Genomic DNA, 18,930 nt, shown 5'->3' with positions numbered 1-18,930 from the left:
CTCCTATTAGTTAGAACTGCTCTCATTAGAAAGAACCTCAGCTAGCCCTGGAAAAGGGATCCCTGCCAGACCCAGGATGGCTAATTCCGCGGGCGTGGGATCCCCGATGCATCCAAGGCAAGAGAGGAAGACTGATGGATACAACTCCACCACTCAACCGAGTAACAGCATAGCTCTATTGAGATTAACTTTCAATAGCGTGCCGGCAAAGTAGGGATCCTCTTTGATAAAGACTTGCATTAAGCTTGAGGAGTCTGGTAGAGTGCTTACCCAAGTAGCAATTGCTAAAGATTTGCAGTTAAGTCTTCTCAGGAGAACAAGCTGCGGAGTGGCAAGCATGGCATGGCAACAGGTTCAGGCGGGGGTGTGGTGTAGGCAGTTGGGGCAATTGGCGCCTCAGTGGTGGTTGGGCTGGAGTCTGGAGCAGGGCTTTCGGCTCTACCGCAAAGAAGTTTCCTCTGCTCTGCCTTCTCTCTCTGCTTTGAGGATTCGCTACCAAGAGCGAGATGGCTGGCTGGACGTGTTTCTGGGAGAAGCGGAGCAATGTAACCGACGACGGCGCAGCCTTTTGGATCCGGCAGCGCGGGTAGCCTTGCACTACATGCCGGAAGATTTAGCTCAGATTCAGTCCCTAAAGTGTCCTCACGAGCGCATTCCTCCGCAGCTTTGGCAGCGGCTAACCCAGCAGCCGGGTTGAGGACTGTTGAAGGTTAGAGGGCTATTTATTGTTTTTATTGTTTCAGATGGATCCAGTCCGCTGCGGCAACCGATCCTGCCTCTTCTCGCCTTTCCAGTTCTTCTGGAGAGCGGTAGCCTGTTCTTTTCTTCCTCTAGGCAGGCTTAAGCTGGAGAACGAAGAGTAGCGGCTGCAGCCATGACTGTTTCTAAGCACCAACCCAAGCAGCGCTCCCAGCAGCAGGTCGAGGGGCTGACTTCTCGCCGCCTTTTGAAGGGATCCATCATCGGCGCCGGCCAGGTAGGCATGGCCTGTGCCTACTCGATGGTAATCCAGAACACTCTGGATGAGCTGGTCCTTCACGACATCGACCGCAACAAGCTGGAAGGGGAAGTGATGGATCTGGTGCACGGGATCCCCTTTGTGGAGCCGACACGGATACGGGCAGGGGAGCTGGCGGATTGTGCCGGATCAGACGTGGTGATTTTGACGGCAGGGGCTAAGCAGCGGCCTGGAGAAACCCGTTTGGATTTGGTGCAGCGCAACGTCGAGATCTTCAAAGGCTTGATCCCGGCCTTGATGGCGCATTGCCCTGACACACTCCTTTTGGTGGTGAGCAATCCCGTTGACATCATGACTTACGTTTCCCTGAAGTTGTCGGGGTTGCCGGCAGGGCAGGTAATTGGGTCGGGGACGGTTTTGGACACAGCCCGCTTTCGCTATCTTTTGGCGGAGCGCCTGGGGGTGGATCCGCGTAGCCTGCACGCCTACATCATCGGCGAACATGGAGATAGCGAGGTGGCCGTTTGGAGCAAGGTGAACATCGCCGGCACCCCGATTGGGGAACTCTCGCCGGACTGGGATCCCGCCTATTTGGGGGATATCTTCGAGCAGGTGCGCAACGCTGCCTACGAGATCATCCGTCGCAAAGGGGCCACCAGCTACGCCATCGGGTTAGGGGTGACGCAAATTGTCCAAGCCCTGCTGCGGGATCAACACCGCGTTTTAACCGTGAGCAGCCTCACCCAAGGGGAGTACGATCTGCCAGAGGTCTGTCTCAGCTTGCCCAGAGTGGTCGGGCGGCAGGGGGTGGAACGCACGCTGGCCATGTCCCTCACCGAGAGCGAGCGCAAGCAGCTGCACCGCTCGGCCCAGATCTTGCGGCAAGTCATCGACAGCATCCGGTGGTAGCCTAGATCTCCTGGACTTTTGTCGCTCCCCTCCAAGCTGGGGGATCCCTTGGTCAGTGGGCGAGGGCCGCAGCTGGCGGCAGGAGGTGGTCTATGGAAGCAGAGGTGCAACAGGGGCAGCAATCGCCTGAGGGCCAACTGGAGAAGCGCCCCCCTTCTCCGCCTTGGGCCGGGATCCCCTTACAGAGGGGCCTCGGTCACCGGGTACGGCAGCACGTCAATCCCCTGCAGGCGCAGTATCAGCAGCCCACCCCCCCACCCCATTGGGAGCGGGTATACCGACGGCTGGGGCAGCCCTTTCATCTGGATATCGGCACAGGGAGCGGACGATTTCTGCTGCGCCTCGCTCAGGAGCAGCCCGACTGGAACTTCCTAGGGGTAGAGATTCGGCAGGCGCTGGTGGAGCGGGCCAATGCCTGGCGGGATGAGCTGGGGCTGGATAACGTCCATTTTCTGTTTGCCAACATCAATGTCTCTTTGCGGCATCTGTTTGCGCCGGGGGATCTCAGCCGGGTGACCATCCTATTTCCGGATCCCTGGTTCAAAAAGCGCCATCACAAACGGCGGATCGTCCAGCCCCAACTGGTGGCGGATCTGGCTCTGCTGCTGCGACCGGGCAGCCCCGTCTTCCTGCAATCGGATATCCAAGAGGTGGCCGAAGAAATGGCAGCTCGATTTTTAGAGCATCCGCAGTTTTGGGATCCCCACCAGGGGCCTTTGGACTCCAATCCCCTCGGCATCCCCACGGAGCGGGAGTGGCACTGCCTACAACTGGGCCTGCCCATCTATCGCTATTGGCTGGAGCGACGGTGACAACAGGACAAATCCGTAATGCAGTAATAACAACTCCATTCCGCCAAGACAATACAGAAGATAGGATATAACCCGCTTGAGTTGGATCCGTCGCCGCAATGTCTCACTCTGAAACCACGGCCTCTGCCGACCCCTCTTCTGCTTGGTTTTCTGTTCGCCGTGGGATCCTCAACCTGCTGAGCCTATTGGCCATTGTGATTGTCGGGCTTTCTCTTTCCAGCAGTTGGTTTCAGCCGCCGCCCCAAACGCAGTTGGATTTGTTGCAAACCGATCTCGCCCTGCAGGCTTCCCGCACCCTCGATGATCCCCGCTATCAGGATCTGGCACGGGCACTTTTGGGTCAGGATGTGTTCAAGGTGGCCCAAAATCGCTATCAGCAGACCGCCGATAACTACACCGAACGCCTGAAACGTTTGAAACGGCTGGCCCGTTTAACTCCTGCTGGCGAATCTGAGGCGGCCAGCCCAGAACTGGCCCAATCTCCAGAGGTGGATCCCGCCCTTTTGGCCTCAATGCAAGATTTGCAGACGGAGCTGGATGCACTGTGGCTGCGCCTTGGCTTGCTCTATGCCTACCAAGAAGATCTGGAAGCTGCTCGGCAGCAATGGCAGCAGATCATCGACCTGGAACGTCCCGTGGAGCTGGAATCGAGCCAAAAGGGGGCAGCGCGGGTTTTGCAAGGGCTGTGGGGAACACCGCGGCGCATCTTGCCAGAGGCGGAGGTGCAGATTCGCAATCATCTGGATGGCTGGTTTGAGGCGGTGGCTCTGCAACAGCTTTACCGACTGCAGCAGCGCAGCGATAGCCTGAATGCCCTCAACCAACAGCAGGAAAAATTGGCCTTGGCGGCTCTATTTCGACTGGCGGTGGTGGGCGGGATCCCCGTGCTGGGGGCGCTGCTGGGGTTGATGCTCTTGTTGGGCTGGCTGGGCTGGAGCCTTTGGCGCAAACGTCCGCTCCTGGGCCCTGCTTGGGAAGTGCCTTGGCCGGGGATCGGGGCGCAAGCGGTGCTGACCGGCTGGTTTTTGGGGTTTATCGCCCTCAACGCTTTGGTGCCTCGACTTTACATCATCATCCTCGGCCTGGGGGCACGGCAGCTCAGCCCTTGGCAGCAGGCGGTAGCCCTGTTTCTCACCTACAATTCCGGCGCTTTGCTGGGGGCAGGGTTATTGTACCGTCTCTTGCACGCCTACCCCGGCTGGCAGAGGGTGCTGCAGGTGCGGTTGTGGGGTCCTTGGCTGCTGTGGGGCTTGTGTGGCTACTGGGTGGCCTTGCCTTTGGTGGTGCTGGCAGCGGCACTCTCGCAATTGCTGCTACCGCAGGCGGGGGGTGGGAATCCCATTTTGCCCCTGCTGCTGGATAGCCATGGTTGGGGGGCGCGGTTGGTGTTTTTGGCCGTGGTGTCTGTCTGTGCCCCTGTTTTTGAGGAGGTGCTGTTCCGGGGCTTTTGGCTGCCTACTCTAAGCCGCTACCTGCCTATGGGGGCCGCCATTGGGCTTAGCGCCTTCACCTTTGCCCTTGCCCACCTCAACCTTTCCGATCTGCTGCCTTTGACCATGCTGGGGGTGGTGCTGGGGGTGGTGTACAGCCACAGCCGCAACCTGCTGGCTCCCATCCTACTGCACAGCCTCTGGAATACGGGATCCCTGGTGACGCTGCTGGTGCTAGGGGGTGCGCGTTAAGGGGGGCTCTGCCTACTTTTTCCTGCCGAAGAGGCGGCTGAAGAACCCGCCGTTGTCTTCTTTGCGGGGAGGCGGCACCACTTTCTGAGCCTGTGACGTTTGACGGCTGGCCACTCGCGTTGGCGGGACGGAGTCCTTGGGGACGGGAACGGGCTGTTGGGTGGTGACTTGCTGCATCCAACGGCGCACTTCTGCCATCAACTCGGCGTTGGCAGGTTCTAGGCGACTGGCTTGCATAAAGTCTGCTTTGGCCATGCCAGCATTCCCCTGCTTCAGGTGGGCAATGCCCCGGTGCAGGTAGTAGCGGGCCACGTTGGGCTCAGCGCTGATGGCGAAGTTCAGATATTGCACTGCATCCCGGTATTGCTTGCGCTCGATCATGTCCAAGGCTTGGATAAAGCGGGTTTCCCCAGGGCTGAACTTGGGGGCAGGCGGTGGGGTGGGAACAGGCTGAACAGGGGGACGGGTGGGCGGAGCAACGACGGGGGAGGCTGGGATCCCTCCCACAGTGGTACGGCTGGGGGAAGGGGTTGGGATCCCGGTCGCGGTAGTGGTTCTAGAGGCAGGGGCTAGGCTCCCCTGGTAGCCGGCCTTGAGCAACAAATAGGCCAGGTTCAGCTCGCTCAATTGCTCGGTTTTCTCCAGCAGGGTTTCCATGGAGCTGTATTGTTCTTTGGCCAGCTTCTCCACCCGCCTGACATACTCTTCTTGCCAATCGGGGCGCTCGGCCAAGCCTTTGACAGCTTCCCCAGAGGGCCAAAGGTCGGAGGGCGGTGTCTCCAAAAGGCGTTTAATCCGCATTTTGAGCACAGTTTCGTATTCCCCTCGCTCCCGCTCTTTGGTCAGCACTTCGTTGGCCGGGTTGACCAGCTTGGCAAAGAGGATGTTGGCGCGTTCTGCACCTTCGGGATCCCCCACAAACCGATCCGGGTGGAGGGCCTTGGCCGCCTGCAGGTAGCCGCGCCGGATCCCCTTGGAGTCGGCGGTAAGGGGCACGCCTAAGATGGCGAAATGGTCAGTCTCGTAGCGGGCTAGTCCTCGGTTGAGGCGGGGGACATTAGAGTTGGATCCCATAGTTGCCACTTCTCTAAAATCTGCTGCAAGGTTCCGTTTTCGATCAGGCTGGAAATCGCCCCATCCACAGCTTCCTTCAGGGAAGGATGCTGAGAGGATACTACTCCCACCAGAGGCATGGGGAACAGGGGCGGCCCCACCAGGCGCAGCCGGGATCCGGCTTGGCGCAGGTTCAGGGCGGCAACGGGCTGATCAACCAGCACGGCATCCAACTGGCCAGCCTGTAGCTGAGCAAACAAGCGCTCAGGGTTGCTGGTGGCAAAGAGACGAATGGCGTTGCCTCTCCTCTCGTTGTACGCCTCCAGCAGGGCTGCCCCCGTACTGTTAACTACAATGCCCACTTTGCGGCCAAATAATTGCGACAGTGTCTCGATGGCCGGTTCCTCTGGCCCGGAGGCGGGGAAGGGATCCCGTACCACCAAGCGCTGCGGGCTGAGGTAGTAGGGCCGGGTGGCCAGAAACTGCTCCGGATCCAAGCCCAAAGCTTCCCGCGCTCCCCAGATCAAGTCCACCTCATCCGCTTGCAAGGCCGCCAACTGCTCGCTCCAGGCCACGTAGATGGGATCCACCTGCACCTGAAGGGTTTGGTCAAGCGCCTCCAGGATATCCCACTCGAAGCCGGCGTAGGTTTGTCGCTCCAAGTCGGTATAGAGATAGGCCGGCCCCAGACTGGGATCCAAGCCAACTCGAATGCGCCCCCGGGCCTGGATCTCGGCCCAACGGGAATCGAGGGGCTGTGCCCGCTCGGTGGGGGCAACCTTCCCTTGTGCCGGCTGAGGGTAACCGGGGCCAGCAGTGGCGACCCCAAGGGCCATCGCTCCCAAGAGGAGAGCCAGGCCGAACTGTGCCGCCCGGCAGCCATGTCGCTGTTTTCCGGGGAGTCCGCTAACCCATCTCCTATCTACCCTGCCCAACATAGGGTTCTTGGAATCTTCTTGATTATTCCTCGATTATTCGTCAGCTACTTCTGTCTTCAATTCAACTCAACTGGGGAGCTTTCCCGGTTCTGATAGGCTGGGCGTGGATCCCGCCGCATGGGAAAGGAGACCGGCAAAGGCTGTACTTGGGCCAATTCTTCTTGCAGAGCAGCGTGTAACCAGCCATTGCTGGCCAACAGTCGGCCACTGTAAACATCCACCGGGCCGCCATCATAAGCGGTCACCTTGCCACCCGCCTCTCGCACCAGGACGATCCCTGCGGCAATGTCCCAAGGGGAGAGGCCCCGCTCCCAATAGCCATCCAACTGGCCGGTGGCCACATAGGCCAAATCCAGAGCTGCAGATCCGCCGCGCCGTACTCCTTGGGTGAGATGGGTAAAGTGGCAAAACTCGGCGTAGTTGTTGTCGGGGGTTTCGCGACGATCGTAGGCAAAGCCGGTAACCAGCAGGCTCCGAGACAATTCAGCCGTTGTGGAGACTCGAATGGGTTGACGGTTGCGGGTGGCCCCCATTCCTTGGACGGCGCGAAACAGATCCCCGCGAAAAACGTCACAAACAACCCCCAAAACCGGCTCCCGCCCCTGCAGCAAACCGATGGAGACGGCGGCAAAAGGGTAGCCATGGGCAAAGTTGGTGGTGCCATCTAGGGGATCGATCATCCAAGCGTAGGCGCCCTCCGGAGATCCCTGCTGGCCTGATTCCTCGGTCAAGATGACATCTTCGGGGAAGTGCCGCCTCAAGATTTTCAAGATGAGATCCTCAGAAGCGCGATCCGCCGCCGTCACCAAGTCGCCCGGACGTTTCTCCTCAATGGCAAGGGTGCCCCCCACATAACTGCGCAGCAAAGCTCCTGCCTCCAGGGCAGCTTCTGTGGCCACATCCAACCGACGCAGCAGGGCCTCCGTCACACCCTCACCTCAAGGTTAAAAACCTGCTACTCAGAATAGCCCGCCTGAGGCTGTGGCTCCCAAGGGATCCCTGAAAGCCAAAATAGGCCCGACCCAAACCCAATTTTTTGGGAAAGGGGGTATCTCCAAGACTGCCTATAGTGTATAGTACAGTACACTGGGGCTTGTGGGTTTTCCGGCAGCCCGCCAAGACCAGAGTTCCTTTGAAAGCAGTAGGGTTTTGGGGAACTATAGATAAGATTATAGATAAGACTTTGAATTTGGAAAGCCAAGCTGCTGTAAATGGCGTTGAGCGTTGAGGGGGGAAGGCCGTTGTCACATAGCTACGACGATTTCTTTACCTCCACCACGGCGGTTGGCGGGAAAAGTCTTCTTCCCAGCCAGGGCTTTGATCTGCCAGCAGATCTGTTCGATCGAGTCCCTGAGCAGCCGGTATCCCATCCGGAGTTCACCCTGTCCATCTGCCATCCTGTCCGGCCCTGCAGCTACATCCTGCGGGAGAGTATCTACACGGTTGGACGGGATCCCTCCAACGCCATCCAGATCGTCAATCGGTTTGTCTCGCGTCACCACGCTTACCTGGTGCGGGTGCCCACCAAGTCCAACCGGACAGGGTTTACCTATTGCCTGATCGACGGCAATCGCAAGGGCCAGTCCAGTACCAATGGGGTGTTTGTCAACGGCACGCGGGTGGCCACTCACTACCTGAGGAGCGGAGATGTCATCTATTTCGGGCCAGAGATCCGCGCCTATTTCTTCGAGGTGGCCCGCATTCTCCCTGTGAACCCCTTTGACATCGGCCCTGGCCTTGGCGAAGAGCTTCAGCTTCCCCACGACACAGGAAGCCACCGCAACCGTTGACAGATCTAAAGCTGCATCGCTAGATTAATTAAGCCGGTTAAGCAATGTGAATTGGGGCATCGCCAAGCGGTAAGGCAGCGGGTTTTGGTCCCGCCATTCGGTGGTTCGAATCCATCTGCCCCAGCTTAAAATCCAACCGAGAGCACAAAGGCGCAAGCCCTTGGGATCCCGTGCAGACCTGGGGTTTCGGCTCTTGGCATCAGCAGGGCGCGTTGCTCTGGGGAACTGAGGAATCATGGGGTCGCCTTTGCCAACGGAGGCCCTGGCTTGGCAGGACTGGCCGCGGAGAGAATGGCAACAACCAGAAACCAAGGGTGAGGGATCCGGGGTGAGCTGTTCAGGTCGATCCTTGATGGTGGTGGGAACTTCTTCCCACGTGGGCAAAACCCTGCTGGTAACAGCCCTTTGTCGCATTCTCAAGAAAGCGGGAAAAAGGGTTGCCCCTTTCAAAGCTCAGAACATGTCCCTCAACGCCTATGTCACCCCAGACGGCAAGGAGATTGCCTACGCGCAGGCTCTGCAAGCTTGGGCTGCCGGGATCCCCCCTGCGGTGGAAATGAACCCGATTCTTCTGAAGCCCCAGGGCAACCTGACTTCCCAGATCGTCTTGAACGGAGTGGCGGTGGGCACCTACCGCGCCGGAGAGTATTACGAGCGCTGGTTTGCGCCGGCCTGGCAAGCGGTCAAAGAAGCCCTTGCTCGCCTACAACAGCAGTACGACTGGATCCTTTGCGAGGGGGCAGGTAGCCCAGCAGAGGTGAACCTCAAACATCGGGACTTGGCAAATATGCGGGTTGCCTTGCATTTGGGATCCCCCACTTGGCTGGTGGCAGACATCGACCGAGGTGGGGCGCTGGCCCATGTGGTGGGCACGCTCCAACTGCTGGAACCTGAAGAGCGGGCCTTGATCCGGGGCATTGTCTTCAACAAGTTTCGCGGCTCGCGGGAATTGTTGCAGCCTGGCCTGGACTGGCTGGAAAACTACACCGGGATCCCCGTCGTTGGTGTCTTGCCTTGGTTGGATTGGGTTCTGCCCCAAGAGGATTCGATGGGAATTGAGGCCAGCCCCCAGCTCTGGGAAGATCGGGCCGGTCGCCAAGCCCTGAGGGAGGGGCGACTGGAGATTGCTGTGGTTCGTCTGCCCCAGGTAGCCAACTTCTCGGATTTTGACCCCTTGTTGGCGGAGCCCACCGTCCATCTGCGCTGGGTTCACCTTGGCCAAAGTTTGGGATCCCCGGATGTGGTTATCCTGCCCGGCAGCAAGACCACCCTCAACGATCTGTTCGCGTTGCAAAAGACCGGCCTGGCCGATCAACTGCGCCAATACTCCGGCCATATCGTCGGCATTTGCGGTGGGCTGCAAATGTTGGGAGAGACCATCGCCGATCCCGAAGGCTGGGAGGGGATCGCCGGCACCTACTCGGGGTTGGGCTTTCTCCCTTTGACCACCGTTTTACAGCCCACCAAGGTCACCCAGCAGGTACAGACCCAAAGCCGATGGCCTGCCCTGGCCCCCATCCAGGGGTACGAAATTCATCAGGGATCCACCCAGGCGGATCCCTCTGGCTGCCTGCCGCTGTTCGACCGGGAGAACCTGGGCTGGCGGGATCCCACGGGTCGGATTTGGGGCAGCTATCTGCATGGCCTGTTTGACAACCACCTGTGGCGGCGACAATGGCTGAACTGGCTGCGCCGACAAAAAGGCTGGGATCCCTTGCCGGATCTGGAGGGCCACTATGCTCAGCAGCGGGAGCAATTGCTGGAGCGCCTGGCCGATCTGTGGCAGCCTCACCTGGACTTGGGCCTGTTGATGGAATAGCCCATCGGCGATGGGGGAGAGAAGTGGGGTGGGAGGCTATGTTGCGCCAGGTTACGCCAGCGCGACCGGAAATCCAGGATCCACTCAACCGGTTGCCTCGGCTACCTCTGCCTGACCCGAAGAAGTCCCTGTAGCTTGTTCGCGAAAGCGTCGCGCAGCGGCGAGGGCGCGATCCAACAATTCCATCGGGTGATAGATGGGGATCCCGGCTTTGCCCTGTAGGCGCAGATGTTTCTGGATTTGTAGGCGGCAGCCGATATTGGCAGAGACAATCCCCTGAGCACCGGTGTTAAGCAAGTTCTTTACCTTCTGGGATCCCAGCTCGTCCGCCACCTGGGGTTGCAACAGGTTATAGACGCCGGAGCTACCGCAGCAAAGGGCGGCATCGACGGGATCCCGCAGCTCCAGCCCTGGGATTTGCCGCAGCAGGTGTCGGGGTTCCTGGCTGAGCCGCTGCCCATGCAGCATGTGACAGGCATCCTGGTAGACCAGCACCAGGGGTTCCGGCTGTAGCGGATGTAGAGGAGCCGTTAACCCCACCTGGGCGAGAAACTCCTGAATATCCCTGACTTGAGTGGCAAATCGGGCTGCTTTCTCCTTGTAGTCGGGATCCCTGGCCAACAGGTGGCCATACTCCTTCAGGGTATGCCCGCAGCCAGAAGCGTTGATCAGAATGGCATCCAACTCGTAATCGGCAAAGGCATCGATCATCTGGCGGGCCAGGGTTTCCGCCTGCTGCAGTTGCCCTTGATGGTGGGGCAAGGCCGCACAACAGCCCTGGACAGGCGGGATCACCACCTCACAGCCGTTGTGGGTCAAGACGCGAATGCTGGCCTCATTCACCTGCGGGGCAAACAGGCGCTGCACGCAGCCCAAAATGAGTCCCACCCGAAAACGGCGTTCTCCCACCGCCGGGATCCGCTCAGGGTAACGCTTGGGCAGCAGTTGCTCCACCTCCAGGGGGGGCATCAGGGATTCCATGGCCGCCAAACGCGGGGAGACCTTTTCCAGACCCTTTCGGATCCAAGCGCCGATCCCCATTTTTTGGTACAGCCAGAGAGGCCACAGCAGCGGTTGCAGCCGCTCCGGGTAAGGAAACACCGAGAAGATGAACTGGCGGTAAAGCCGATCCCAAAGGCTACGTGGGTAGTTGCGCTCAATCTGCGGGCGGGTGGCGGCAATTAAGCGGTCATATTGCACCCCCGATGGACAGGCCGTAACACAGGCCAAACAGCCCAAACAACTGTCGAAGTGGGAAACCGTAGCCGCAGAAAGGGCGATCTGCCCCTGGTTGAGGGCATCCATCTGATAGATCCGCCCCCGCGGCGAGTCCGTCTCTTTGCCGATTACACGGTAGCTGGGGCAGGTGGTCAGGCAAAACCCGCAATGCACGCAGGCATCGATCAGCTTGGGATCCGGGGGATCCACGCCGTCAAAACTTGGCCCTTTGGATACGTTCATCGGCCTCTAGCTCTCAGCACAAAAGCCTGCTGTACAGACTCAATCTTGCCTTTTGGCTTGTTTTGGGGTTTTGGAGGTGCCCCCGTTTCCTGCATCTTAATCCGGGAACAAAGCGGGTAAACTACCCGACTCCGACCGCTAAGCGGTACGGAGCGGGCTTTCAGTAGCCCTGGGCCTGCTCTGCTCTACCAGAGAACAAAACAAGCCCGAACCTCTAGGCTGGTTTACAGCAGCCCCCAAGAGCGCAATCACATTCGCACCATTCAAATCCGCATCCCCTTCCCATCCACAGTGCCCACACTTGAACGACTTACCACTGCGGTAGGATTGCGCAGGGTCGGGATGGATGTGCAAACACCGGTGGCAGATCTGCGACGTGTAGGCAGGCGGCACCAGAATCAAGGTAACCCCTGCACGCAGAGCCTTGTATTCCAGAAACTGGCGTAGTTGGTAGAACGCCCAACTGTTGGTTCTGCGCCGTTCGGCCTTGTTGCGCGGCTGTTGATTGACTCTTTCACGGATCCCTGTCAGGTCTTCCAGAGCAATAGCGCTGTTGGTAGCTTTTGCCCTAGAGACAATAGCTTTGGAGATGCGATGATTGACCCACGCTTGAAAGCGTCTCTCCTTGCCAGACAGCCGTTGCAACAGTTCTCTGCATCTGCGCCGCGAACTGCGTGTGCCCTTACTGGCTTTGCGTTGGAGTACCGCCCTCAACCGGGAGTAGTGGTCTCGGACTCTGTTCAACTGCTGTCCATTCCAGTTGTCCCCCTCTGACGTATGGGCAATATCCGTCCTTCCCAAGTCCACCCCGATCACCTTGTCGGTATCTTGTTGCTTGGGTGGTTTTTTCTCTACGCAAATCTGGATGTAGTAGGAGCCGTCTTTCCGCTTGACCAGCGTGGCGGCTTTTGGGTTGGAGCCAGCCAGCATCCCACGCTGGTAGTTGCCGATGGACAGCTCAAAGCGCTCTCGCCCTTCCACCGTGGTCAGCGACACCGTCCAGTCTTTCTCGCGGAACGAGAAGATACGAGCGTCGTAGGTAGCGAACCTACGCTTGAACTCTTCAACTGGACGGTTGCGCTGTCTCGCCACTTTGCGGGCGCCGGCCACCCGTCTGCAGACCTGTTGGGCCAAGTTGCTAGACAAGCCGAATCGGGCGCGAATCTCGTAGTAGCAAAGGGATTGCAGTTTGACCGCATTGACGATCTTCTCCGGCGTGTTCTGGTTGACCCAGTTCAGTGCCTGCACAAAGGCATCCATCGTCGCGTCCAATTTAGCGGCTTGCGACTGGGACACCTTGAGCTTGCAGGAGATGGTCAGGATTTGGCTCATAAGTTCATTGTACTTCATCAAAGCGCATTCCTCCCGGCACTGACCCTACGGGTACAGTGCGGGGCTCCTGCGCTAGTAAGCTGAAGAAGGGACTCCCCGGACGGATTCCCTCTCAATCGATCCCTCGTTAACCCTCTTCGAGTTGTCTGTGCTCTGCACAGCACGGAGTGCTATGAAAGTGCAACACCTCTTCACCTCAGCTCTTGTGGGCGCAGCCCTCTCCAGTTTGAGCCTGCCCACCGCCGCTCTGGCCCAAGCCAACCTGCGGGAACTCCCTCCAGACCTGGCAGAACAGCTCACCACAGAGCAAATTTTGCAAGCCTGCGCCAACAACCAAGCAGATACTTTGCCCAGCCCTTTCCCGGATGTGGTGCCAAGCGATTGGGCCTACAAGGCAGTGCTTACCCTCTACTACTGTGGAGCCTACCGAGGGGCCATTCCACCGGAGCAATTCCGGCGCTACTTGGAGCAACAACGGGGATCCCAAACTTAGGTGGGCCTGCACCTCAAGCCGGATACATCTCCTGGATGAGGTGGGCATAGCGCTCAGCCACCGGGTTGCGCTTGATCTTCAGGGTCTGGGTCATAAGGCCGTTTTCCACGCTCAGCGGCTCCGGCAAGAAGCGAAAGTCGCTGACCTGCTCGTCGGGCCGGTAGCCAGGGCGTTCTTGGATGCGGCGGCGCACCTCCTGCAAAATCAAGGTGCGGGTCTGGGGCTGGGCCAGCAGCTCGGCATCCTCAGCCGGGATCCCTTGCTCGGCAGCCCAGGCTTTGAGGGCATCGAGGTTGGGGTAGATGAGGGCAGCCAATTTCTTTTGGTCTTGCCCGACGATCACGATCTGACTGATGTAAGGAGACTGCAGACAAGCATCTTCCAGCGGCTGGGGCTCAATATTCTCCCCATTGAGTAGGACAATGACATCCTTGGCTCTGCCGGTGATCACCAGTTGCCCGTCGGGGGTGAGCCAGCCCAGATCCCCGGTTTCAAACCAGCCGTCGGAGCTGAGCACCTTGGCAGTGGCTTCCGGGTTGTTGTAGTAGCCCATCATCACCTGCGGGCCACGGGCCAGGATTAGTCCTTTTTCTCCAGGGGGCAGCGGCTGTCGAGTTTCAGGATCCACAATGCGAAACTCCGTCCCCGGCAGAGGGGGGCCAGCCGTACCGCGCACATTGTTGTCTGGACGCCGCGCGCACAACACCGGCGAAGTTTCGGTGAGGCCGTAGCCATTCAAGATGGAAATGCCCACCACCTCGTAGAACAGATCCAAGTAGGCAGGCAGGGATCCACCGCCGCTGATGGCATGTTGAAAATTGGGGCCCAACGCCCGTCGTACCTTGCGGTAGATCAGCACATCGGCCAATCGGTGCAGGGGCCAGAGCAGCCAATGTTGTAGGCGAGCCTGCAGGCGCACCCAGGGGCTGACTCCGTAATGCAAAATCGACTGGTTGCGAGCTATCCGTCCAGAGAGCACATGGCTCTCACTCACGGCCATCAGAGCGCGGATCAGCCGCTGCATCAGGGGGCTTTTCTCCTTGAATTGCCGTTGGATCCCTTCATAAACGGTTTCCCAAATCCGCGGCACTGCCACCAAAAAATGGGGGTGCTCCTGTTGGAAATCTTGTTTGATAAAGCGAGGGCTGGTATAGACCAACATGCAGGCGCGGCTGAGGAGAAAATACTCGCAAGCCCGCTCATAGGAGTGCCAAGTGGGCAGAATGGTCAACACCTTATTCCCCGGTTGTGGCTGTACGACCACGCCCAAGTTCTCCACCTGGTGCATCAGGTTGCCGTGGCTGAGCATCACCCCCTTGGGCCGACCGGAGGTGCCGGAGGTGTAGATGATGGTGGCCAGTTGGGATCGCTCCAGCTTTGGGGGTTGGTAGGTGTGTTCCCGACCCTTTTGCAGCCATTGGGAAAAGTTCAGCACCCCTGCTTCCTGCTCATCGGAAAGCAACAGCAGCCGTTCCAGGCCCAGCTCCTGCACATCCGGCCGGATCCGCCTCAGGGTCTTCAGATCCTGAGCAATCAGGGCCGTGCTACCGGAGTGGCGCAAGATGTAGCCCAGCTCACTGGGATCCGCCACAGCGCTGCGGGGCACATTCACAGCTCCCGTGAACATCGTGGCCAGATCGGCCATCAGCCAGCGGGGGGAGTTATCGGCAAAAATGGCCACCCGATCCCCCGGGCAAATGCCCAAAGCCTGCAGGCCAGCCGCCAGGGTTTGAATGCGGCGAAACAGCTCTCCATAAGACATCTCGAAAACTGGCTGCGCGTGGGGATCCCGTAGGGCAACCTGACCGGCAAACTCTTCCGCCAGCACTTGCCAAACGTTCAGCAGCGTCGTCTCAGGGGCAGTGGGAGTAGCAGAAGCGGCAGCAGTTGTCATAGATCTGTACCGTAAATTACGTTTACAGTCTATTAAACCCAGCCTCTCTCCCCAGGTGTCGCTAGGACAGTTCCCAGCCTGTCACCCCATTCACCATCTTCCCCTTGCGGGGAAAAGGTAGGGATCAACACTATAAAATCTTGATCTTGCGCTGGCAGAACCAGGGTGGTGATTGCTCGCCCCGGCAGATTGCGCACAAAACTTTACAATTTTGATCAAACCGGATCCCATATCTCCCATGGGGATCCCGGCTGTAAGCTTCATGTAAACTACCCGACACCGACCGCTAGGCGGTACGAAGCGGGCTTTTAGTAGCCCTGCAGTTAGTAAACTAACCACGGACCTCTGGGGTGGTTTACGGCACCCCCAATCGACCGTTACCAGTGCCCTAAACAGCTGTTTCTGGTGTCCGCAGTACCATTATAGCATTCCTCCCGACACTGACCCTACGGGTACCGTGCGGGGCTCCTGCGATTTCTAGCTGAGCAGCTCATCGTTTCTGGAGGTTGTGTATCGGTGATCAACCCATTCTCATCCTTCCGGTGGAGACATTCTTCTCGCTCTCCAGCTGGGATCCCAGAAGTTGAACCTCAGCCCCCAGACGCTTCCGATCCTTTTGCTTCCCAACGGGAGCAGATGGTCAAGAAACAGCTCATCAAACGAGGGATCCGAGATCCACGGGTACTGGAAGCCATGGGAAAAGTGCCGCGTCACCTTTTTGTCCCCTCTGATCTGCGGGATCGGGCCTACAGGGATTGCCCTCTGCCCATCGGCTATGGCCAGACCATTTCTCAGCCCTATATTGTTGCTTTTATGACAGAAGCTGCTCGCCTCACGCCTGAATCGGTGGTGTTGGAAATCGGCACCGGCTCCGGCTATCAGGCGGCTGTTTTGGCAGAGCTGGCCCGGCAAGTGTATAGCCTGGAGCGTCTGTCCCCATTGGCTGCTCAAGCTCAACAAACCCTCGCTGCCCTGGGCTATCGCAACGTGGAAGTGCGTCAGGGGGATGGCTACCAAGGTTGGCCAGAGCATGCTCCCTACGATGCCATCGTGGTGACGGCAGCGCCCCCAACTGTGCCCATGGTGCTGCTGGATCAACTGGCGGTGGGGGGCACCTTGGTGGTGCCGGTGGGAGAAAGCCCTTCGGACTCCGGTGCCCAGGGATCCCAGTCCTTGCTGATCCTCTGCAAAACAGCCCAAGGATGGGTTCAAAAAGGGGCTTTTCCGGTGCAGTTTGTGCCCATGGTCTAGGGTTTTGCCCCCTCTACTCCTGCCAAACGGTGGGCGCGAATTTGCAAAGCCAATTGGGGACGGTCGGTAATCAACCCTTGAACAACGGGATTTTGTCCTACTGAGCCGGCAAATGGCTGCAAGCACAACTTCATCACTTCAGGATCGTTCACCGTCCAAACGTACAGAGGGATCCCGGCCTGTTCAGCTTCAGCCAAGAACTGCAAGTTCACCCAACTGTAGTGGGGGGCCAGAAAATCCGCTCCCAACTCCCGGCAACGGGTAAGTAAAGATCCCTTGGCTTGCTCCTCAGCCTTTGCCTCGATCAACAGGCCAACCTTGGGTTGCGGGGACAAAAGCGTTTTAACCCGCTGCACCACCTGAGGCAAAAAAGAGGTGATCACAAATTCTTCGGGGGTCAAAATATCGCTAACGAGGGCAAGGACTTGTTCCTCATAGCCTGCTTCTTTGAGTTCGATATCGAGGGTGATCTTGCCCTTGATATGTGACAGGGTCTCTTCAAGAGTGGGAATCGTGGGTTTGCGGGCCCGAATCTCGGCCCAAGTTAATGCGGCCAAAGGCTGTCCATCCAAATCGGCATCGTGAACAACCAGTGGGATCCCATCTCGGCTACAGCGCACATCCAGCTCAATTTGCTCGGCCCCCACTTCAACAGCAGCAGCAAAAGCGGCCAACGTGTTTTCCTCGGCGTGGGTGTGCTCCCCACGGTGGGCGACAATCTGGGTGTAGGGGAGCATGTCAGCACCTGTAAACTACCCGACACCAACCGCTAGGCGGTACGGAGCGGGCTTTTAGTAGCCCTGCAGTTAGCAAGCCAACCACGAGCCTCTGGGGTGGTTTACTGCACCCCCAATCGACCGTTACCAGTGCCCTAAACAACCGTTTCTGGTGTCCGCAGTATTATTATAGCATTCCTCCCGACACCGAACCTACGGGTACAGTGCGGGGCTCCTGCAATTTCTAGCTGAAGCGGGGTTGAGTGCCAGGTTGCGCAGCTCTATTATGATTGGCTCTCGGTGGTTCAGAAAGGGATCCCGGCGACTGGGAGGAAACGATAAGCTAAGGGAGTGGATTGGGTCTCTGAAGTCATGGACGCCGCCGAAATTGCCGCCTTGAAAGAGCGCATCAAGCTGATCCGCGAACGCCGGCCAGCAGTAGCCAAGCTGCTGGAAAAGCCAGACTTGGGCAGCTTGCGCGTGGATGTCAACCAAGCGCTGGAGGAGATCGACGAGTTGCTCTACGAGTTCGAGCAGACTTTTGGCCCGGAAAGCTAGAGGGCTAGCTACCGACAAGCCGTTGCAACTGGGCCAGAACCTCAGCACTGTGGCGGCTGGGGTTCACGATTGGGTCGATTTCTCGCAAAATCCCCTCCGGGTCGATCAAGAACGTATTGCGCAGGGCAACATCGCCCATCCAGGAGCCGTAAGCTCGACTGACCGTGCCGTCGGGATCCGACAGCAAAGGAAACTGTAGCCCTTCTGCCGAGCAAAAGCGCCTGTGAGAGTCCACCGAGTCAGCGCTCACGCCCACAACCTGTGCCCCCATGGCCCGGAACTTGGGCAAATCTTGCTGAAAGCGGCGGGCCTCAATCGTACAGCCGGAAGTGAAGTCGCGGGGGTAAAAATACAACACCACCCACTCCCCCCGAAAATCCGCCAGCCGCCGTATTTGCCCGGCTTGATCTGGCAATGCGAACTCCGGTGCCGGAGAACCTATTGGCGGGAGAGGGGTAGTCCCCCACTGGGCCCAGGCAGGCTGAGCCATCCCAAAGCCCACAAGCAGGCCCACAACCAATCCCATGAAAACCCTGCCCAATTCCCTCACTGCCCCTCCGAGACCTCTCTAGAACCCATCTCTAGTTTACATAACTTTATATGAGTCCAGGAACTCGCCTCACTGCGCAGAAGCAAGCCAGCGGGGTGGGAAGCATCTCCACTCTGCCAGCTCAATGTTGCCGCTTTGCCAATTCCTTTGCCAATTCAAGGTAACCACTTGCAGAGCAAAAGCTGCGGAGGGATCCCCAACCATCGCCAGAGTTGAGAGGTGCGTTCGATGGGGGTATAGCGCAGTTGAGCGTACAGTTGCCGCGCGGGGAGATTGTCTTCCAACACGTGCAGATGCAAACAGCGGTAGCCCCACCCTTTCGCCACCCCTTCAGCACTGAGCAAAAGCAGACGAGCAATTCCTCGCCGCCGCCAGCCGGGCAGCACCGCCAAGTTGGAGAGGTAGGGATACTTCCCGTGGGCTGTGACCCGCAAAGAGATCTCGGCAGTGCCCACCACTTCGGATCCCACCGCAGCCGCCAGACAGCAATAGTAGGGATCCCTTGCGGCCAGCCTGAGGCGCAACTCTTCGCGAATGCCCAGCTTGCGAATTGGGTGGATCCAGCGTTGCAGGCCTGAGGGCGGATAAAAAACCTGCGCCAGAACTTCGGCCAAGGGATCCAGATCGCCCGGTGTAGCCGGGTAAACCACAGGGGAAGGCAACACAGGTTGAGACGGGGCAACCGCAGGCATCCCCCTTATTTTCCCAAACAAC

18 protein-coding genes and 1 tRNA gene are annotated in these 18,930 nt (G+C 58.7%); 10 read left to right on the top strand and 9 right to left on the bottom strand.

Translation table 11 applies throughout. The features are described 5' to 3' along the window. The first annotated feature begins 337 nt into the window (after positions 1 to 337). From ACVWXZ_RS03740 to ACVWXZ_RS03725, 4 genes are all read left to right on the top strand, one after another. Positions 338 to 697 (top strand): hypothetical protein, encoded by a 360-nt coding sequence (locus ACVWXZ_RS03740; protein ID WP_011433745.1) that lies wholly within the window; start codon positions 338 to 340, stop codon positions 695 to 697. A 249-nt stretch (positions 698 to 946) separates the two neighbouring features. Further along, entirely contained in the window at positions 947 to 1,867 is a 921-nt protein-coding gene (locus ACVWXZ_RS03735; RefSeq protein WP_011433746.1) for an L-lactate dehydrogenase, read from the top strand. 92 nt (positions 1,868 to 1,959) lie between these two features. Then, positions 1,960 to 2,679 (top strand): tRNA (guanosine(46)-N7)-methyltransferase TrmB, encoded by a 720-nt coding sequence (trmB, locus tag ACVWXZ_RS03730; RefSeq protein WP_414343030.1) that lies wholly within the window; start codon positions 1,960 to 1,962, stop codon positions 2,677 to 2,679. A 98-nt stretch (positions 2,680 to 2,777) separates the two neighbouring features. Beyond that, positions 2,778 to 4,361, top strand: coding sequence for a CPBP family glutamic-type intramembrane protease (locus tag ACVWXZ_RS03725; protein WP_457403345.1), 1,584 nt, complete (start codon positions 2,778 to 2,780; stop codon positions 4,359 to 4,361). A 12-nt stretch (positions 4,362 to 4,373) separates the two neighbouring features. Here the strand turns inward: ACVWXZ_RS03725 and ACVWXZ_RS03720 are convergent, their stop codons facing one another. From ACVWXZ_RS03720 to ACVWXZ_RS03710, 3 genes are all read right to left on the bottom strand, one after another. Further along, positions 4,374 to 5,435 carry a J domain-containing protein gene (locus tag ACVWXZ_RS03720; RefSeq protein ID WP_457403344.1) on the bottom strand — a complete coding sequence of 354 codons (1,062 nt, stop codon included), beginning with the start codon at positions 5,433 to 5,435 and terminating at the stop codon, positions 4,374 to 4,376. Next, positions 5,393 to 6,250, bottom strand: coding sequence for an ABC transporter substrate-binding protein (locus tag ACVWXZ_RS03715; RefSeq protein WP_457403343.1), 858 nt, complete (start codon positions 6,248 to 6,250; stop codon positions 5,393 to 5,395). Before ACVWXZ_RS03715 ends, ACVWXZ_RS03720 begins: the two co-directional genes overlap by 43 nt. A gap of 158 nt (positions 6,251 to 6,408) precedes the next feature. Further along, entirely contained in the window at positions 6,409 to 7,281 is an 873-nt protein-coding gene (locus ACVWXZ_RS03710; RefSeq protein ID WP_414332096.1) for an inositol monophosphatase family protein, read from the bottom strand. A 282-nt stretch (positions 7,282 to 7,563) separates the two neighbouring features. On the opposite strand from ACVWXZ_RS03710, the gene ACVWXZ_RS03705 reads away from it, so the two are divergent. From ACVWXZ_RS03705 to ACVWXZ_RS03695, 3 genes are all read left to right on the top strand, one after another. Next, positions 7,564 to 8,142: an FHA domain-containing protein gene (locus ACVWXZ_RS03705; RefSeq protein ID WP_457482171.1), complete on the top strand. Its 579-nt coding sequence runs from the start codon at positions 7,564 to 7,566 to the stop codon at positions 8,140 to 8,142. 52 nt (positions 8,143 to 8,194) lie between these two features. Next, positions 8,195 to 8,266: transfer RNA gene (locus ACVWXZ_RS03700), tRNA-Gln, on the top strand. A gap of 204 nt (positions 8,267 to 8,470) precedes the next feature. Continuing rightward, positions 8,471 to 9,961, top strand: a complete 1,491-nt coding sequence (locus tag ACVWXZ_RS03695) for a cobyric acid synthase (protein ID WP_457482191.1) — start codon at positions 8,471 to 8,473, stop codon at positions 9,959 to 9,961. Positions 9,962 to 10,045: 84 nt separating this feature from the next. Here ACVWXZ_RS03695 and ACVWXZ_RS03690 read toward each other — a convergent pair whose 3' ends face one another. Together ACVWXZ_RS03690 and ACVWXZ_RS03685 are read right to left on the bottom strand one after the other, a co-directional pair. Further along, on the bottom strand, positions 10,046 to 11,422 hold the full coding sequence (locus ACVWXZ_RS03690; RefSeq protein WP_457482170.1) for a (Fe-S)-binding protein: 1,377 nt from the start codon (positions 11,420 to 11,422) through the stop codon (positions 10,046 to 10,048). Between the two features lie 138 nt (positions 11,423 to 11,560). Next, positions 11,561 to 12,754, bottom strand: coding sequence for an RNA-guided endonuclease InsQ/TnpB family protein (locus ACVWXZ_RS03685; RefSeq protein ID WP_457482169.1), 1,194 nt, complete (start codon positions 12,752 to 12,754; stop codon positions 11,561 to 11,563). A 172-nt stretch (positions 12,755 to 12,926) separates the two neighbouring features. Between ACVWXZ_RS03685 and ACVWXZ_RS03680 the strand changes: the two genes are divergently transcribed. Then, entirely contained in the window at positions 12,927 to 13,247 is a 321-nt protein-coding gene (locus ACVWXZ_RS03680; protein ID WP_414331146.1) for a hypothetical protein, read from the top strand. A gap of 13 nt (positions 13,248 to 13,260) precedes the next feature. Here the strand turns inward: ACVWXZ_RS03680 and ACVWXZ_RS03675 are convergent, their stop codons facing one another. After that, positions 13,261 to 15,141 carry an AMP-dependent synthetase/ligase gene (locus tag ACVWXZ_RS03675; RefSeq protein WP_414388956.1) on the bottom strand — a complete coding sequence of 627 codons (1,881 nt, stop codon included), beginning with the start codon at positions 15,139 to 15,141 and terminating at the stop codon, positions 13,261 to 13,263. 516 nt (positions 15,142 to 15,657) lie between these two features. Here ACVWXZ_RS03675 and ACVWXZ_RS03670 point away from each other — a divergent pair. Further along, positions 15,658 to 16,392, top strand: a complete 735-nt coding sequence (locus ACVWXZ_RS03670) for a protein-L-isoaspartate(D-aspartate) O-methyltransferase (RefSeq protein ID WP_457403335.1) — start codon at positions 15,658 to 15,660, stop codon at positions 16,390 to 16,392. On the opposite strand, the gene ACVWXZ_RS03665 is transcribed toward ACVWXZ_RS03670, so the two are convergent. Beyond that, on the bottom strand, positions 16,389 to 17,129 hold the full coding sequence (locus ACVWXZ_RS03665) for a glycerophosphodiester phosphodiesterase (RefSeq protein ID WP_457403334.1): 741 nt from the start codon (positions 17,127 to 17,129) through the stop codon (positions 16,389 to 16,391). The two genes, ACVWXZ_RS03670 and ACVWXZ_RS03665, sit on opposite strands and share 4 nt — an antisense overlap. 351 nt (positions 17,130 to 17,480) lie before the next feature. Here ACVWXZ_RS03665 and ACVWXZ_RS03660 point away from each other — a divergent pair, with 351 nt between their 5' ends. Beyond that, a complete protein-coding gene (locus ACVWXZ_RS03660) occupies positions 17,481 to 17,666 on the top strand; it encodes a hypothetical protein (RefSeq protein ID WP_414344512.1) in 186 nt (61 codons plus the stop codon). 4 nt (positions 17,667 to 17,670) lie between these two features. Here the strand turns inward: ACVWXZ_RS03660 and ACVWXZ_RS03655 are convergent, their stop codons facing one another. Next, positions 17,671 to 18,192 carry a peroxiredoxin gene (locus tag ACVWXZ_RS03655; protein WP_414344495.1) on the bottom strand — a complete coding sequence of 174 codons (522 nt, stop codon included), beginning with the start codon at positions 18,190 to 18,192 and terminating at the stop codon, positions 17,671 to 17,673. Positions 18,193 to 18,371: 179 nt separating this feature from the next. Next, the gene (locus tag ACVWXZ_RS03650; protein ID WP_457403332.1) at positions 18,372 to 18,908 is read right to left on the bottom strand and encodes an N-acetyltransferase family protein; all 537 of its coding nucleotides are present in this window, start codon (positions 18,906 to 18,908) and stop codon (positions 18,372 to 18,374) included. Between the last annotated feature and the right edge of the window lie 22 nt (positions 18,909 to 18,930).

This window comes from Thermostichus sp. MS-CIW-38 (genome assembly GCF_054058415.1).
Note: the sequence above shows the minus strand (reverse complement) of the source record. Positions and strands in the feature narration are given on the sequence as shown.

What these genes read in the sequence shown, in the direction of transcription:
- ACVWXZ_RS03715 (WP_457403343.1), bottom strand. Translation starts at nt 6,250, where the DNA reads ATGGCCCTTGGGGTCGCCACTGCTGGCCCCGGTTACCCTCAGCCGGCA.
- ACVWXZ_RS03685 (WP_457482169.1), bottom strand. Translation starts at nt 12,754, where the DNA reads ATGAGCCAAATCCTGACCATCTCCTGCAAGCTCAAGGTGTCCCAGTCG.
- ACVWXZ_RS03680 (WP_414331146.1), top strand. Translation starts at nt 12,927, where the DNA reads ATGAAAGTGCAACACCTCTTCACCTCAGCTCTTGTGGGCGCAGCCCTC.
- ACVWXZ_RS03650 (WP_457403332.1), bottom strand. Translation starts at nt 18,908, where the DNA reads ATGCCTGCGGTTGCCCCGTCTCAACCTGTGTTGCCTTCCCCTGTGGTT.
- ACVWXZ_RS03660 (WP_414344512.1), top strand. Translation starts at nt 17,481, where the DNA reads ATGGACGCCGCCGAAATTGCCGCCTTGAAAGAGCGCATCAAGCTGATC.
- ACVWXZ_RS03655 (WP_414344495.1), bottom strand. Translation starts at nt 18,192, where the DNA reads ATGGGATTGGTTGTGGGCCTGCTTGTGGGCTTTGGGATGGCTCAGCCT.
- ACVWXZ_RS03665 (WP_457403334.1), bottom strand. Translation starts at nt 17,129, where the DNA reads ATGCTCCCCTACACCCAGATTGTCGCCCACCGTGGGGAGCACACCCAC.
- ACVWXZ_RS03690 (WP_457482170.1), bottom strand. Translation starts at nt 11,422, where the DNA reads ATGAACGTATCCAAAGGGCCAAGTTTTGACGGCGTGGATCCCCCGGAT.
- ACVWXZ_RS03705 (WP_457482171.1), top strand. Translation starts at nt 7,564, where the DNA reads ATGGCGTTGAGCGTTGAGGGGGGAAGGCCGTTGTCACATAGCTACGAC.
- ACVWXZ_RS03740 (WP_011433745.1), top strand. Translation starts at nt 338, where the DNA reads ATGGCATGGCAACAGGTTCAGGCGGGGGTGTGGTGTAGGCAGTTGGGG.
- ACVWXZ_RS03675 (WP_414388956.1), bottom strand. Translation starts at nt 15,141, where the DNA reads ATGACAACTGCTGCCGCTTCTGCTACTCCCACTGCCCCTGAGACGACG.
- ACVWXZ_RS03725 (WP_457403345.1), top strand. Translation starts at nt 2,778, where the DNA reads ATGTCTCACTCTGAAACCACGGCCTCTGCCGACCCCTCTTCTGCTTGG.
- trmB (WP_414343030.1), top strand. Translation starts at nt 1,960, where the DNA reads ATGGAAGCAGAGGTGCAACAGGGGCAGCAATCGCCTGAGGGCCAACTG.
- ACVWXZ_RS03720 (WP_457403344.1), bottom strand. Translation starts at nt 5,435, where the DNA reads ATGGGATCCAACTCTAATGTCCCCCGCCTCAACCGAGGACTAGCCCGC.